Genomic DNA, 13,558 nt, shown 5'->3' with positions numbered 1-13,558 from the left:
CGGGAGAGACGGGTCGGGATGGCCGTGCGGGCACCAGCCCCCTCCCCGGGACGGCGGGGAGGGGAGACCAAGAGGGGCGTGGGGGGACTCGGGAAGGGACTCGGAAGGTGTGCGGGGGTCAGGAGTTGACGGCGGGGATGACGTGCCGGCCGTAGGCCTCGATGGTGGCTTCCTGCGCGTCGTGCATGTCGTACACCGCGAACTGGTCGACGCCCAGGGCCCGCAGCGCGGTCAGTTTCTCGATGTGCTTCCCGACCGGGCCGATGACGCAGAACCGGTCCACGATCTCGTCGGGCACGAACGCGGTGTCCGGGTTGCCGCTGCGCCCGTGGTGGGCGTAGTCGTAGCCCTGCCGGGCCCTGATGTAGTCGGTGAGTTCCTCGGGGACCTGCGCGGAGTGCTCGCCGTACCGGGCGACCAGGTCGGCGACGTGGTTGCCGACCATGCCGCCGAACCAGCGGCACTGGTCGCGGGCGTGCGCGAGCGCCTCGGGCGAGTCGTCCTCGGTGACGTAGGCGGGCGCGGCGACGCAGATCGTCACCTCGGACGGGTCGCGCCCGGCCGCGACCGCCGCGTCCTTGACGGCCTTCACCATGTACTCGGTCAGGTAGAGGTCGGCGAGCTGGAGGATGAACCCGTCGGCCTCCTCGCCGGTCATCTTCAGCGCCTTGGGCCCGTACGCGGCCATCCAGACGGGGAGTTCGGCGCCCTCCTTGATCCATGGGAACCGGATCTTCGTGCCGCCGAGGTCGGCCTCCTCGCCCCGGCCGAGGGCGCGGATCACCTTCATGGCCTCACTGATCCGGGCGAGCGTGTTGGGTTTGCGGCCCGCGACGCGCATCGCGGAGTCGCCGCGCCCGATGCCGCAGACGGTGCGGTTGCCGAACATGTCGTTGAGGGTGGCGAAGGTGGAGGCGGTGACCTCCCAGGTGCGGGTGCCCGGGTTGGTGACCATCGGGCCGACCTTGAGCTTCTGCGTGTGGGCCAGGATCTGGCTGTAGATGACGAAGGGTTCCTGCCAGAGCACGGCGGAGTCGAAGGTCCAGCCGTAGCGGAAGCCGTTGCGCTCGGCCCGCTTCATCAGGCTGACGACCCGGGAGGCGGGCGGGTCGGTCTGGAGGACGAGTCCGAAGTCCATGGGCGCCACTCCTAGGTGAGGTACTGACAGGTGGAGCGCGGGGTGAAGACGCCGTGCCCGGCGCGGCCGGTGTACTCCCGCTGGTCGATGACGAGTTCGCCGCGCGACAGGACCGTCTCGACGCGGCCGGTGACGCGCTTGCCCTCGTACGCCGAGTAGTCGACGTTCATGTGGTGGGTCTCGGCGGACATCACCTGTTCGGCGTGCGGGTCGTAGATGACGACGTCCGCGTCGGCGCCCGGGGCGATGGTCCCCTTCTTCGGGTACAGGCCGAACATCCGGGCCGGGGTGGCGCAGGCGATCTCGATCCAGCGGCGGCGGGAGATGTGCCCGTCCACGACCGCCTGGTGGAGCAGGTCCATCCGGTTCTCCACGCCCGGCAGCCCGTTGGGGATCTTGGAGAAGTCGCCGCGGCCCAGTTCCTTCTGGCCGGTGAAGCAGAAGGGGCAGTGGTCGGTGGAGACGACCTGGAGGTCGTTGGTCCGCAGGCCCCGCCACAGCCTGGCCTGGTGCTCCTTCGGCCTCAGGGGCGTGCTGCACACGTACTTGGCGCCCTCGAAGTCCGGCTCGGCCAGGTTGTCCGTCGACAGGAACAGGTACTGCGGGCAGGTCTCGCCGAAGACGTTCAGCCCCTCGTCGCGCGCCCGCGCCAGCTCGGCCACGGCCTCCATGGCGGAGACGTGCACGACGTACAGGGGCGCGCCGGCCACCTGGGCGAGCCTGATGGCCCGGTGGGTGGCCTCCGCCTCCAGCAGGGCCTTGCGCACCTCGCCGTGGTAGCGCGGATCGGTCTCGCCCCGGGCGAGCGCCTGCTCGACCAGCACGTCGATGGCGATGCCGTTCTCGGCGTGCATCATGATCAGCCCGCCGTTCTCGGCGGAGCGCTGCATGGCGCGCAGGATCTGCCCGTCGTCGCTGTAGAAGACCCCCGGGTAGGCCATGAACTGCTTGAAGCTGGTGACCCCCTCCTCGACGAGCAGGTCCATCTCCTTGAGCGTCTCCTGGTTCACATCGGAGACGATCATGTGGAAGGCGTAGTCGATCGCGCAGTTGCCCTCGGCCTTGGCGTGCCAGGCGTCCAGGCCCTCGCGCAGGGTGTGGCCGACGCTCTGCACCGCGAAGTCCACGATGGTGGTCGTACCGCCCCAGGCGGCGGCCCGGGTGCCGGTCTCGAAGGTGTCGGAGGCGAAGGTGCCGCCGAACGGCAGCTCCATGTGGGTGTGGGCGTCGACGCCGCCCGGGATGACGTACTTCCCGGTGGCGTCGATGCTGCGGTCGGCGCTCCAGTTCTGCGAACCGGGCGCGGCGAGCGCGACGATGCGGGAGTCCTCGATGAGGACGTCGGCGTGGATCTCGTCGGACGCGGTGATGACGAGGCCACCGCGGATGACTGTTCGGCGGGTCATGGGCCGTCTCCTTCCTGGTCGCGTGCGGGTCCGTCGTGACTGTTCGCGCCCACGCGGCGGGAGCCGCGTGCCGGATGCGGCCCCGCGCCCCTTCGGGGCACTTCTACGGCGCCGTCAGCGGTCCGTAGGCCCCCGGCGCCCGGTCCCGGTAGAACTGCCAGCGGTCGCGGACCTCGCGGAGCTTGGCCAGGTCCAGGTCGCGGACGACCAGTTCGGTCTCCTTGTCGCTCGCGACCTCGCCGACGAACTGGGCCTCCGGGTCCACGAAGTAGGTGGTGCCGTAGAAGTCGTTGTCGCCGAGGTCCTCCACGCCGACCCGGTTGATCGCGCCGACGAAGTACTCGTTGGCGACGGCCGCCGCCGGCTGCTCCAGCTGCCAGAGGTAGCGGGACAGGCCCCGGGAGGTGGCCGACGGGTTGAAGACGATCTCGGCACCGGCGAGGCCGAGGGCCCGCCAGCCCTCCGGGAAGTGGCGGTCGTAGCAGATGTAGACCCCGATCCGGCCGGCGGCGGTGTCGAAGACGGGCCAGCCGCTGTTGCCGGGGCGGAAGTAGAACTTCTCCCAGAAGCCCTGGACCTGGGGGATGTGGGTCTTGCGGTACTTGCCGAGGTAGGAGCCGTCCGCGTCGATCACGGCGGCCGTGTTGTACAGGACGCCCGGCTGCTCCTCCTCGTACATGGGCAGGACCAGGACGATGCCCAGCTCGCGGGCGAGGCTCTGGAAGCGCTGGACGGTGGGGCCCTCGGGGATCCGTTCGGCGTACTCGTAGAACGCCTTGTCCTGGACCTGGCAGAAGTAGGGGCCGTAGAACAGCTCCTGGAAGCAGAGGACTTGGGCGCCCTGGGCGGCGGCGTCGCGGGCCGCCTGCTCGTGCACCTGGGTCATGGACTCCTTGTCGCCGGTCCAGGCGGTCTGGAAGAGGGCGGCACGGATCACTCGGCTCATCGGGACCTCCGGTAGCTCGGTGTGCCGTGAGCGTAGGAAGCCCGGGCGGCCGGTTCGACGGGCAGCGTGTCACGTCCCCGGGTGGCCGGCGTGCCACCGTGTCACGCGTGCGCGGGCCCATGTTTCACCGCCGTTGTCGCAGGTCGTCGCATGTTTCACCCCTGTTGCGCGTCGTGCGCGAGGAGCGCGATGTGCACGGAGGCCGCCTGTTCGAAGTCGTCCAGGTCGACGCCGAGGCGGGCCTGTATGGCCTCCAGGCGGCGGTAGAGGGCGGGCCGGGAGACATGGTGGAGCTGGGCGGTGCGGGACTTGTTGCGGCCCGTCGCCAGATAGGTGCGCAGGACGTTCAGCAGCTCCGGTTCGGCGGCGCACAGCAGCCCGTCCAGCTCCCGCTCGGCGAAGGACTGCACGTGCGGGTCGTCCCGCAGCAGGCGGATCAGCCCCCGCAGGTGGACGTCCTTGAGCCGGACGACGGCCGGCAGGTCGAGGGCGGCGGAGGAGCCGGCGACGGCGTCGGCGACGTGCCGGGCCTCGCGCAGCCCGGCGGGCACGTCGTCCCACGCGGTACGGGGACCGGCGGCGGCGACCACGGCCGGGGACGCGGCGCGCAGCCGGGTCGCGAAGTGCGCGGTGAGCGCCTCGGCGTCCTGGTCGCGGGCGAGGCTGAGCAGCACGGTGGCGGCGCCGTCGGCGAGTTCGGCGACGAGGCCGGGCAGCCCCAGCAGCCGCAGCACCCGGTCGAGCTGCTCCGGGGTGCGGCCCTGGACGACGAGCGGGACGAAGGTCCGCCGGTTGACCGGCAGCCCGGCCGCCCGGGCCCGCGGCAGCAGCTGCCGGGCCGGTACGACCCCGGAGACGAGGTCGGTCAGCAGGCTCTGCGCGGACTGCTCCTCCCAGCTGTGCGCGCAGGCGCCGCCGAGCATCCGGTGCAGCACCAGGGCCTCGGCGGCGCGGTCCGCGAGCAGCCGCCCGGTGGCCGCGTCGCCCCGGTAGCCGCACAGCAGCAGCCGGCCCCACCGCTCCCCGCGCCCGCCCAGCTCGGCGCGTACCCAGCCGTCGCCGGCGCTGCCGCCGGCCTGCCGGGCGATCCGCTCCCAGTCGCGCAGCACGTCGTCCACGGCGGACCGCTCCCCCGCCGTGCCGAGGACCCGGTGGGCGAGGTTGGTGACGACGACCGGACAGCCGCTGTGCCGGGCGACCTCGTCGAGCAGCCGTTGCAGCGGCGCGCCGGCCGTGATCAGCCCGGTGAGGGCGGTGCGTACGCTCTCCGACAGGCTGATCGCGGCGAACTTGCGCCGCACGAGCCGGGACTGCACCTCCTCCGTCAGCTCGGCGAAGGGGAACGGCCGGTGCAGTACGACCATGGGCAGCCCGCACCGTTCGGCGGCCCGGCGCATCACCTCGGGCGGCGCGGGGAAGGCCCGGCCGAGACCGAGGACGACGGCCGCCGCCTCCGCCCGGTGCAGGGACTGGATGTACTCGGCCTGCCGGGCCTCGTCCCCGGCGAGCAGCACCCCGGTGGTGAGGACCATCTCCCCGCCGCTGAGCATGACGCCGACGTCGGCGGCCTCGGCGACGTGCACCCAGCGCACCGGCCGGTCGAGCTGCGCGGCGCCGGCCACCACCTCGGGCTCCCCGGCGAGGACGCGCTCCAGGGTCAGCACCTGGCGCACGGAGAGGGCGGGTTCCGGCACGTGCCGGGATTCCGAGGTGATGCTCATGGCCGTACACCTGTTCTCTAGTACGTGCTCCTCAGCGCCTGTTCGAGGATCGCCGCGCCCTCCTCGGCCTCGGCGACCGTCAGCGACAGCGGCGGGCTGATCCGCAGGGCGCTGGTGTCGTGCCCGCCGCCCTTGCCGAGGAGCAGCCCGCCCTCCCGGGCCGCCTCCAGCACCGCCGCGACGGCCTGCGGGTCGGCCTGGTCCGTGCCCGGCCTGACCAGCTCGACGCCGATCATCAGCCCGCGTCCGCGCACCTCCCGCACCCCGGGCAGCTGCGCCCCGACCGTCCGCAGCCGCTCCAGGAGCAGACCGCCGACGCGCCGGGCGTTGCCCTGGAGATCGTGTTCGAGGAGATAGGTGAGGTTGGCTAGGCCGGCGGCCATGGTGATCTGGGTGCCGCCGAAGGTGGAGATGCTGTTGGCGTCCAGGCAGTTCATGATCTCGGAGCGGGCGATGACCCCGCCGATGGACATGCCGTTGCCGATGCCCTTGGCGAAGGTGACGATGTCCGGCGGGCCGCTGCGGGCGTGCGCCTGCCAGCCCCAGAAGTGGTCGCCGGTGCGGCCCCAGCCGGTCTGCACCTCGTCGGCGATCCACAGGACGCCGTGCTCCTTCAGCACCTCGCGGAAGGCGGCGTAGAGGGTGTCCGGCGGGGAGGTGAAGCCGCCGACGCCCTGGACGGGTTCGGCGATCAGCGCGGCCGGCGGCCGGGTGTGGCCGAGGACGTCCTTCAGGTCGGCGACACAGGCGTCGATGAACGCCCGGTCGTCGAGGTGGGCGAACGGCCCCCGGGTGCGCACGCCGCCGTGGACGTACAGGGTCTGCAGCGGGGACAGGGAGGTCGGGGACCAGCCGCGGTTGCCGGTGACGCCGATCGCGCTGAAGGACCGGCCGTGGTAGCTGTTGCGCATGGCGAGGACGGTGTTGCTGCGCCGGTAGGTGGTGGCGAGCAGCAGGGCGGTGTCGTTGGCCTCGGTGCCGGAGGTCGTGAAGAACACGCGGGCGTCCGGGATGCCGCTCACCTGGGCGATCCGCTCGGCGAGTTCGACCATCGGCCGGTTGAGGTAGAGGGTCGAGGAGTGGATGATCCGGCCGGCCTGCTCGCTCACCGCCTTGGTCACCTCGGGCAGCGCGTGCGCGGTCAGCGTGGTGAGGATGCCGCCGAAGAAGTCCAGGTACCGGCGCCCGGCGGAGTCCCAGACGTGTCGCCCCTCGCCGTGGGTGATCTCGATCGGGTCGTCGTAGTAGAGGGCGAGCCAGTCGGGCAGGACCCTGCGGTGGCGGGAGTAGAGGTCGTTCACGGCTGCACCAGCCCTTCGTAGGCGTCCGGGCGGCGGTCGCGGTAGAAGGCCCACTGCCGCCGCACTTCCTCGATGAGGTCGAAGTCCAGGTCACGGACGAGGAGTTCCTCGCTCTTGTCGTCGGCGACCTCGCCCACGAACTGTCCGCGCGGGTCCACGAAGTACGACGTCCCGTAGAAGTCGTTGTCGCCGTACTCCTCCCGCCCGACGCGGTTGATGGCCGCGATGAAGTACTCGTTGGCGACGGCCGCGGCGGGTTGCTCCAGCTGCCACAGGTAGGCGGACAGGCCGCGGTGGGTGGCGGACGGGTTGTACACCAACTGGGCGCCGTTCAGCCCGAGTTGCCGCCAGCCCTCCGGGAAGTGGCGGTCGTAGCAGATGTAGACCCCGATCCGGCCGGCGGCGGTGTCGAAGACCGGCCAGCCGAGGTTGCCGGGCTTGAAGTAGTACTTCTCCCAGAAGCCCCTGACCTGCGGGATGTGGTGCTTGCGGTACTTGCCGAGGCAGGTGCCGTCCGCGTCGATCACGGCGGCGGTGTTGTAGTAGAACCCGGACTGCTCGACCTCGAAGACCGGGACGACGATCACCATGCCGGTCTCCCGGGCGAGGTCCTGCATCCGGCGGACGGTCGGCCCGCCCGGCACCGGCTCGGCCCAGCGGTAGTGCTCCGGCTCCTGGACCTGGCAGAAGTAGGGGGCGTTGAAGACCTCCTGGAACCCGATGATCTTCGCACCCCGGCGGGCCGCCTCGCGGGCGTGCTCCTCGTGTTTCGCGACCATGGACTCGGTGTCGCCGGTCCAGGTGGCCTGGACCAGAGCGGCGCGGACGACGTTGGCCATGAGCTGCTCCTTCGACACGACGTCAGAGCCTCTACGCCCGTAGAGCAGGCCGTAGAGGGACGAAAGTAAGCCTCCGCGCGGCCCTTGCCAAGACCATCGCCGTCAACCCGCTGAGTCGATCACGTTTCACACCCCGGTGGGTGAGCCGGCGACGCCGACCCGGGTGCGCGGATCGGGACACACCAGGACACTACCCCTCCGGCCTGTCACGCGCCGTACCCGGCGACACGCAGCGCGTGCACCAGGTCCCAGTGCCGCTCGTCGGAGACGCCGAGCGCGGCCTCCAGCAGCAGCGGGACCAGGCGCCCGGGGTCGGCGTGGACACACCGGGCGGCCTCCTCGGGAGTGCGGACGCGCACGTAGGCGTCCAGCAGGGCCCGCACCTCCCGGGTCCTGCCCTCCTCCGCCAGACGCAGCACGGCCGCGCCGATCCGCTCGGCCGGCCGGGCCACGCCCTGCCGCAGCAGCTGCCGGCCGTCGCCGTCCCGGCCGGCCGCGGCCAGCGCGTCGGCGGCGGCGACGAGCCGCTCGGCGGGCAGCGCGGCGGCCTCCCACAGCAGCGTGGCCCAGTCGGCGCCGAGCCCGGCCCGGTGCAGGGCGTCCGCGAGCAGCGGCAGCCGGTCCACGGACCAGCGCGCGGCCTCGACCAGCACCACATGCGCCTCCCCGCTGCGCCCCTCGGCCCGCAACCGCGCCAGCCGCGTGACGACCCCGTCGACGGCCTCCCGGGCCTGCTCGTCCAGCGGCGGCGCCCCCTCCGGCACCACCGGCTCCGCCGCCTCCGGGACCCCGGCGAACCGAGCCCCCCGCGGTGCCCGCTGCGTCCGCGGCCCACCGTCCGCCCCGACACCTCCGGAGGCCTGCGGTACGACGACGGGTGCGGCCTCCTCGCCATCGACGACCCCGGCGAACCGGGCACTGCCACGGCGCCGTTTGCGGGGCTTGCGGGTGATGGGGGGCGGCGAGGAGGGACCCGGGGCTTCGACACCGGCACCGGCCGCCCGGGAGTCCTGGACGGGCAGCACGACACCGTGGGTGGCCTCCTCGGGCTCCACGGCGGTACGGACACGGGGAGCCGCGGACGGAACGGCCCGGGCGGGATCTACGGCAACGTCAGACACGGGGGCGACACCGGGGACGGGGTCGGTCTGGGCGGACCGGCTGGGCTGGGCGGGTTGGCGAGGCTCGGGGAACTGGCCGGGAGGGCCGGGCTGGCCGGGAGGCGCTGGCTTGCCGAGCTGAGGGGGGTCGTCGGACTGGGAGGACTGGCCCGGGTGGCCGAGCCGGCCGGACAGGGCGGAGCGGCCCGGGTGGCCGAGCCGGCCCGGCTGGGCGGACTGACCGGACGGGCCGAGGTGGCCAGGCCGGACAAGCTGAGCGGGCTCTCCAGACTCACCGAGCCGGCCAGGCTGACCGGGCTGGCCGAACCAGGCAAGCTGGCCCGACGTGCCGGGCCGGGCGGGGTCCACGGGCTCTCCGGGCTCTCCGGGCGGGGCGAGTTGGCCGGGCCCGGCAGGCCGGGCCGGCTCGCCGAGCTGACCGGACTGCGCGAACTGACCCAATGCGCCGAGCTGACCGGGCCGGCCCGACTCGCCGAGCCGGGCAGGCCGGCCGAGCCGGGCTGGGTCCACGGGCTCCCCGGGCTCTCCGGGCTGGGCCTGCCCGGGGTCCGGTCGCCGGTCCAGTGCCTCCAAACGGGCGCGGAGTTCCGCGCAGCGGGCCGTGGCGCGGGCGTGGTCGTCGCGGGCCCAGGCGAGGTCGAGCCGGAGGGCGTCGGGCTGGTCGCCGGGGACCGGTGCGGACAGCCGGCGGCTCAGTCCGGCGTGGCGTTCCGCGGCGTACCGCTGCTCGCGGAGCATGACGTCGAGCCGGTCGGCCAGGGCGTCCCGGGCGCCGGGCCGGGCGTCGTACGCGGTGACCGCGGCGGCGTGCAGCGCGCGGGCCCGTTCCCGTTCGGCGCCCGCGGTGGCGGGGCCGTACAGCGCGCCGAGATCCTCCAGCAGCGCCTCCACCACGTCCCAGGGCGGCACCTCGCGCCCGGCCAGGCAGGCGCGCATGCCCTCCGGGTCCCGCTCCCAGAAGACCCCGTTCCAGCCGCCGCGCGGATCGAGACGCGCCAGCAGGGCGTCCAGGTAGCTCGCGAACTCCCGTACTCGACCGGGGAGTTGATCCACCGCCATCGCCCAGCTCCCGCCCGACCGCCAGCACCCTCGTCCCCGGTAGGCAACACCAGTCGTGTTACGGGCTTGCTACGGAGAGTTTTCCGGCGGCGCGCGGACCGCTCATTTCGGGATCGTGAGCGTTGCGCGCCCGGCCCCGCCGTACGGGTCCCTCAGACGGGCACCAGGGCGCACCGGGCGACGAGGTCGTCCATGGACAGGCCGAGGACGCGCGCCAGCGCGGCGACGGTGAAGAACGCCGGCGTCGGCGCCCGCCCCGTCTCGATCTTGCGCAGCGTCTCGGCCGAGATGCCCGCCTCGGCGGCGACGTCGACCATGCTCCGATCGCCGCGCGCCGCCCGCAGCAACTGCCCGAGCCGCTCGCCGCGTTCGTGTTCTTCGGGGGTGAGGGGGGTGCGCACCATGTGGCCCATTCTAATACCACCCCCCACCGGCACTCCTATTCAAATACCGGTATAGTAATTGCATGGTGGAACTGAAGACGGACGCCTCGATCGACGCGATGCACGCGGCGGGCCGGGTCGTCGGCCGCGCCCTGACGGCCGTACGGCAGGCCGCGCACGTCGGCGTCTCCCTGCTGGAGCTGGACGAGGTGGCCCGGGAGGTGCTGCGCGAGGCGGGCGCGTCCTCGCCGTTCCTCGGCTACCGCCCCTCCTTCGCCCCCACCCCCTTCCCCGCGGTGATCTGCGCCTCGGTGAACGACGCGATCGTCCACGGCATCCCCACCCGGTACCGGCTGCGCGACGGCGACCTGCTCTCCGTCGACTGCGGCGCGCTGCTGGACGGCTGGGCCGGCGACTCCGCGATCAGCTTCACGGTGGGCCGTCCGCGCCCCGCGGACCTCCGGCTGATCGAGACCGCCGAGCGGGCGCTGGCGGCGGGCATCGAGGCGGCCGTGGCCGGCAACCGCATCGGCGACATCGCGCACGCCGTCGGCCGGGTCTGCCGCGGCGCCGGCTACGGCATCCCGTACGGCTTCGGCGGCCATGGCGTGGGCCGCCGTATGCACGAGGACCCCGATGTGCCGAACGAGGGCCGCCCCGGCCGCGGCCTGCCGCTGCGCCCCGGCATGGTCCTCGCCATCGAGCCCATGGTCATCGCGAGCGGCGGGGACGGCTACCACGCGGCGCCCGACGGCTGGACGCTGCGCACCGACGACGGCTCCCGCGCGGCCCACGTCGAGCACACGGTGGCGGTCACGGAGAACGGCCCCAGGGTGCTGACGGCACGCGAAGTCCCGTAGGGCGCGCCGGGTCGGCTCCCCGGCGTACGCCAGGGCGCCCAGGAGGGGGCCGCGGCCGCCGTGCCGTACCGGTTCCCCACCCGCCTGGGCGAACATGCCCGCCCCCACGGATCGTGTCATCGTGGGCATGAGCAACCCGGCCCCGGGTTACCCGGCCGCTCCGCATGTCGTCAGCGAAGGAACCCACGCGATGACCAACGGCTACCCTCCTGACCCCTTCGGTGAATTCCTGGCCCGCTTCTTCGGCGGCACGGGCGGAGCCCCCGGGCCCCGCCACATCGACATCGGCCGCCTGCTCAGCCAGCCGGCCCGGGAGCTGGTCAGAGGAGCCGCCCAGTACGCGGCCGAGCACGGCAGCCGGGATCTGGACACCCAGCACCTGCTGCGCGCGGCCGTGTCCACGGAGCCCACCCGGAGCCTGCTGAGCCGGGCGGGCGCGGACCCGGACTCGCTCGCCCACGAGATCGACGACCGGGCGGGCCCCGTCCAGCACCCGCCGGGCGAGACCCCGCCGCCGACCTCGCTGTCGCTGACCCCGGCGGTCAAGCGCGCCCTGCTGGACGCGCACGACATGGCGCGGGCGAGCGGCGCCGGGTACATCGGCCCGGAGCACGTGCTGAGCGCGCTGGCCGCGAATCCGGACTCGGCGGCCGGGCACATCCTGCACGCGGCCCGGTTCTCGGGGAGCTCCCTGCCTCCGGAGGCCGCGGAGAGCGCGCCGCCCCGCCCGGAGCGGCAGCGGCAGCGGCCCACCGGCACGCCGACCCTGGACAAGTACGGCCGTGACCTGACCGACATGGCCCGGCAGGGCCGGATCGATCCGGTGATCGGCCGGGAGACCGAGATCGAGCAGACCATCGAGGTGCTGTCGCGGCGCGGCAAGAACAACCCGGTGCTGATCGGTGACGCGGGCGTCGGCAAGACGGCCATCGTGGAGGGCCTCGCCCAGCGGATCGCGGACGGTGAGGTCCCGGACGTCCTGGCCGGGCGCCGGGTGGTGGCCCTGGACCTCACCGGCGTGGTGGCCGGCACCCGCTACCGGGGCGACTTCGAGGAGCGCCTCAACACCATCGTGGAGGAGATCCGCGCCCACTCCGACCGGCTGATCGTGTTCATCGACGAGCTGCACACCGTCGTGGGCGCGGGCTCCGGCGGCGAGGGCGGCGCGCTGGACGCCGGGAACATCCTCAAGCCCGCGCTCGCCCGGGGCGAGCTGCACATCGTGGGCGCGACCACGCTGGAGGAGTTCCGCCGGATCGAGAAGGACGCGGCGCTGGCCCGCCGCTTCCAGCCGGTCCTGGTGCCCGAGCCGACGGCCGAGGACACGATCGAGATCCTGCGCGGGCTGCGGGACCGGTACGAGGCCCACCACCAGGTCCGCTACTCCGACGAGGCGCTGATCGCCGCCGTGGAGCTGTCGGACCGGTATCTCACCGACCGGCGGCTGCCGGACAAGGCGATCGACCTGATCGACCAGGCGGGCGCGCGGGTCCGGCTCGGTGCCCGGACGAAGGGCACGGACGTGCGCACGATGGAGCGCGAGATCGAGCAGCTGGTCCGGGACAAGGACCAGGCCGTCGCGGACGAGGACTACGAGCAGGCGAAGCAGCTGCGCGACCGGATCGGTGAGCTGAAGCAGCGGATCGCCCAGGCGACCGGCGGCGACAAGGCCGACGAGGGCCAGGACCTGGAGGTGACGGCGGAGGCCATCGCCGAGGTGGTGTCCCGGCAGACCGGCATCCCGGTCAGCCGGCTGACCCAGGAGGAGAAGGAGCGGCTGCTCGGCCTGGAGCAGCACCTGCACCAGCGGGTGGTGGGCCAGGAGGAGGCCGTCGCCGTGGTGTCCGAGGCGGTGCTGCGCTCCCGCGCCGGGCTGGCGAGTCCGAACCGGCCCATCGGCAGCTTCCTCTTCCTCGGCCCGACCGGTGTCGGCAAGACCGAGCTGGCGCGGGCGCTGGCGGAGGCGCTGTTCGGCAGCGAGGACCGGATGGTCCGGCTGGACATGAGCGAGTACCAGGAGCGGCACACCGTCTCCCGGCTGGTGGGCGCCCCGCCCGGGTACGTCGGCCACGAGGAGGCCGGCCAGCTCACCGAGGTGGTGCGCCGGCACCCGTACTCGCTGCTGCTGCTGGACGAGGTGGAGAAGGCGCACCCGGACGTCTTCAACATCCTGCTCCAGGTGCTCGACGACGGCCGGCTCACCGACGCGCAGGGCCGGACCGTGGACTTCACCAACACGGTCATCGTGATGACCAGCAACCTGGGCTCGGAGGCGATCACCCGGCGGGGTGCCGGGATCGGGTTCGGGCCGGGGGGCGCGGAGGCCGACGAGGAGGCGCGGCGCGAGCAGATCCTGCGGCCGCTGCGCGAGCACTTCCGGCCGGAGTTCCTGAACCGGATCGACGAGATCGTGGTGTTCCGGCAGCTGACGAGCGAGCAGCTGCGGCAGATCACCGATCTGCTGCTGGAGACCACCCGGCGGCTGCTGGACGGGCAGGGCGTCTCGGTCGAGTTCACGAGCGCGGCCGTCGACTGGCTCGCCGAGCGCGGCTACCAGCCGGAGTACGGTGCCCGGCCGCTGCGGCGCACGATCCAGCGGGAGGTGGACAACCAACTGTCCCGGCTGCTGCTGAACGGCACGATCACCGAGGGCAGCCGGGTGACGGTGGACGCGCGGGACGGACGGCTGGACTTCCGCACGGAACCGGCCCAGCCGCCCGCGCCCGAACTCTGACCGCCGGGCACCCCGGGGCGGCCACGCGGCCGGCAGCCCCGCGGCCGGGC

General features: G+C 73.3%; 10 protein-coding genes. 2 read left to right on the top strand and 8 right to left on the bottom strand.

From position 1 onward, the window contains the following. Positions 1-118 precede the first annotated feature (118 nt). The 8 genes from ABZV94_RS11440 to ABZV94_RS11405 all read right to left on the bottom strand — a co-directional run bounded on the left by ABZV94_RS11440 (position 119) and on the right by ABZV94_RS11405 (position 9,935). Entirely contained in the window at positions 119-1,138 is a 1,020-nt protein-coding gene (locus ABZV94_RS11440; RefSeq protein ID WP_356339688.1) for a TIGR03842 family LLM class F420-dependent oxidoreductase, read from the bottom strand. 11 nt (positions 1,139-1,149) lie between these two features. Further along, positions 1,150-2,544 (bottom strand): dihydropyrimidinase, encoded by a 1,395-nt coding sequence (gene hydA / locus ABZV94_RS11435; RefSeq protein WP_356339686.1) that lies wholly within the window; start codon positions 2,542-2,544, stop codon positions 1,150-1,152. A 103-nt stretch (positions 2,545-2,647) separates the two neighbouring features. Then, positions 2,648-3,490, bottom strand: a complete 843-nt coding sequence (locus ABZV94_RS11430; protein WP_356339684.1) for a nitrilase-related carbon-nitrogen hydrolase — start codon at positions 3,488-3,490, stop codon at positions 2,648-2,650. Positions 3,491-3,645: 155 nt separating this feature from the next. Beyond that, positions 3,646-5,211 (bottom strand): PucR family transcriptional regulator, encoded by a 1,566-nt coding sequence (locus ABZV94_RS11425; protein ID WP_356339682.1) that lies wholly within the window; start codon positions 5,209-5,211, stop codon positions 3,646-3,648. A gap of 17 nt (positions 5,212-5,228) precedes the next feature. Continuing rightward, on the bottom strand, positions 5,229-6,512 hold the full coding sequence (locus tag ABZV94_RS11420; protein WP_356339680.1) for an aspartate aminotransferase family protein: 1,284 nt from the start codon (positions 6,510-6,512) through the stop codon (positions 5,229-5,231). Continuing rightward, positions 6,509-7,351: a nitrilase-related carbon-nitrogen hydrolase gene (locus ABZV94_RS11415; RefSeq protein ID WP_356339678.1), complete on the bottom strand. Its 843-nt coding sequence runs from the start codon at positions 7,349-7,351 to the stop codon at positions 6,509-6,511. Before ABZV94_RS11415 ends, ABZV94_RS11420 begins: the two co-directional genes overlap by 4 nt. Positions 7,352-7,557: 206 nt before the next feature. After that, positions 7,558-9,531, bottom strand: coding sequence for a hypothetical protein (locus ABZV94_RS11410; RefSeq protein WP_356339676.1), 1,974 nt, complete (start codon positions 9,529-9,531; stop codon positions 7,558-7,560). Between the two features lie 152 nt (positions 9,532-9,683). Continuing rightward, positions 9,684-9,935: a helix-turn-helix transcriptional regulator gene (locus ABZV94_RS11405; RefSeq protein ID WP_356339674.1), complete on the bottom strand. Its 252-nt coding sequence runs from the start codon at positions 9,933-9,935 to the stop codon at positions 9,684-9,686. 62 nt (positions 9,936-9,997) lie between these two features. Between ABZV94_RS11405 and map the strand changes: the two genes are divergently transcribed. Next, the gene (gene map, locus ABZV94_RS11400) at positions 9,998-10,774 is read left to right on the top strand and encodes a type I methionyl aminopeptidase (RefSeq protein ID WP_356339672.1); all 777 of its coding nucleotides are present in this window, start codon (positions 9,998-10,000) and stop codon (positions 10,772-10,774) included. Positions 10,775-10,964: 190 nt separating this feature from the next. Next, a complete protein-coding gene (locus ABZV94_RS11395) occupies positions 10,965-13,508 on the top strand; it encodes an ATP-dependent Clp protease ATP-binding subunit (protein WP_356339784.1) in 2,544 nt (847 codons plus the stop codon). Positions 13,509-13,558: the final 50 nt, after the last annotated feature.

Origin of the sequence: Streptomyces sp. NPDC004658, assembly GCF_040609555.1 — a bacterium.
In the GTDB taxonomy this organism is placed as follows: domain Bacteria; phylum Actinomycetota; class Actinomycetes; order Streptomycetales; family Streptomycetaceae; genus Streptomyces.
This window is presented reverse-complemented; position numbering and strand designations above follow the sequence as displayed.

Excerpts from the sequence above, each read along its gene's own strand:
- ABZV94_RS11440 (WP_356339688.1), bottom strand. The coding sequence starts at position 1,138 with ATGGACTTCGGACTCGTCCTCCAGACCGACCCGCCCGCCTCCCGGGTC.
- hydA (WP_356339686.1), bottom strand. The coding sequence starts at position 2,544 with ATGACCCGCCGAACAGTCATCCGCGGTGGCCTCGTCATCACCGCGTCC.
- ABZV94_RS11430 (WP_356339684.1), bottom strand. The coding sequence starts at position 3,490 with ATGAGCCGAGTGATCCGTGCCGCCCTCTTCCAGACCGCCTGGACCGGC.
- ABZV94_RS11425 (WP_356339682.1), bottom strand. The coding sequence starts at position 5,211 with ATGAGCATCACCTCGGAATCCCGGCACGTGCCGGAACCCGCCCTCTCC.
- ABZV94_RS11415 (WP_356339678.1), bottom strand. The coding sequence starts at position 7,351 with ATGGCCAACGTCGTCCGCGCCGCTCTGGTCCAGGCCACCTGGACCGGC.
- ABZV94_RS11410 (WP_356339676.1), bottom strand. The coding sequence starts at position 9,531 with ATGGCGGTGGATCAACTCCCCGGTCGAGTACGGGAGTTCGCGAGCTAC.
- ABZV94_RS11405 (WP_356339674.1), bottom strand. The coding sequence starts at position 9,935 with ATGGTGCGCACCCCCCTCACCCCCGAAGAACACGAACGCGGCGAGCGG.
- map (WP_356339672.1), top strand. The coding sequence starts at position 9,998 with ATGGTGGAACTGAAGACGGACGCCTCGATCGACGCGATGCACGCGGCG.
- ABZV94_RS11395 (WP_356339784.1), top strand. The coding sequence starts at position 10,965 with ATGACCAACGGCTACCCTCCTGACCCCTTCGGTGAATTCCTGGCCCGC.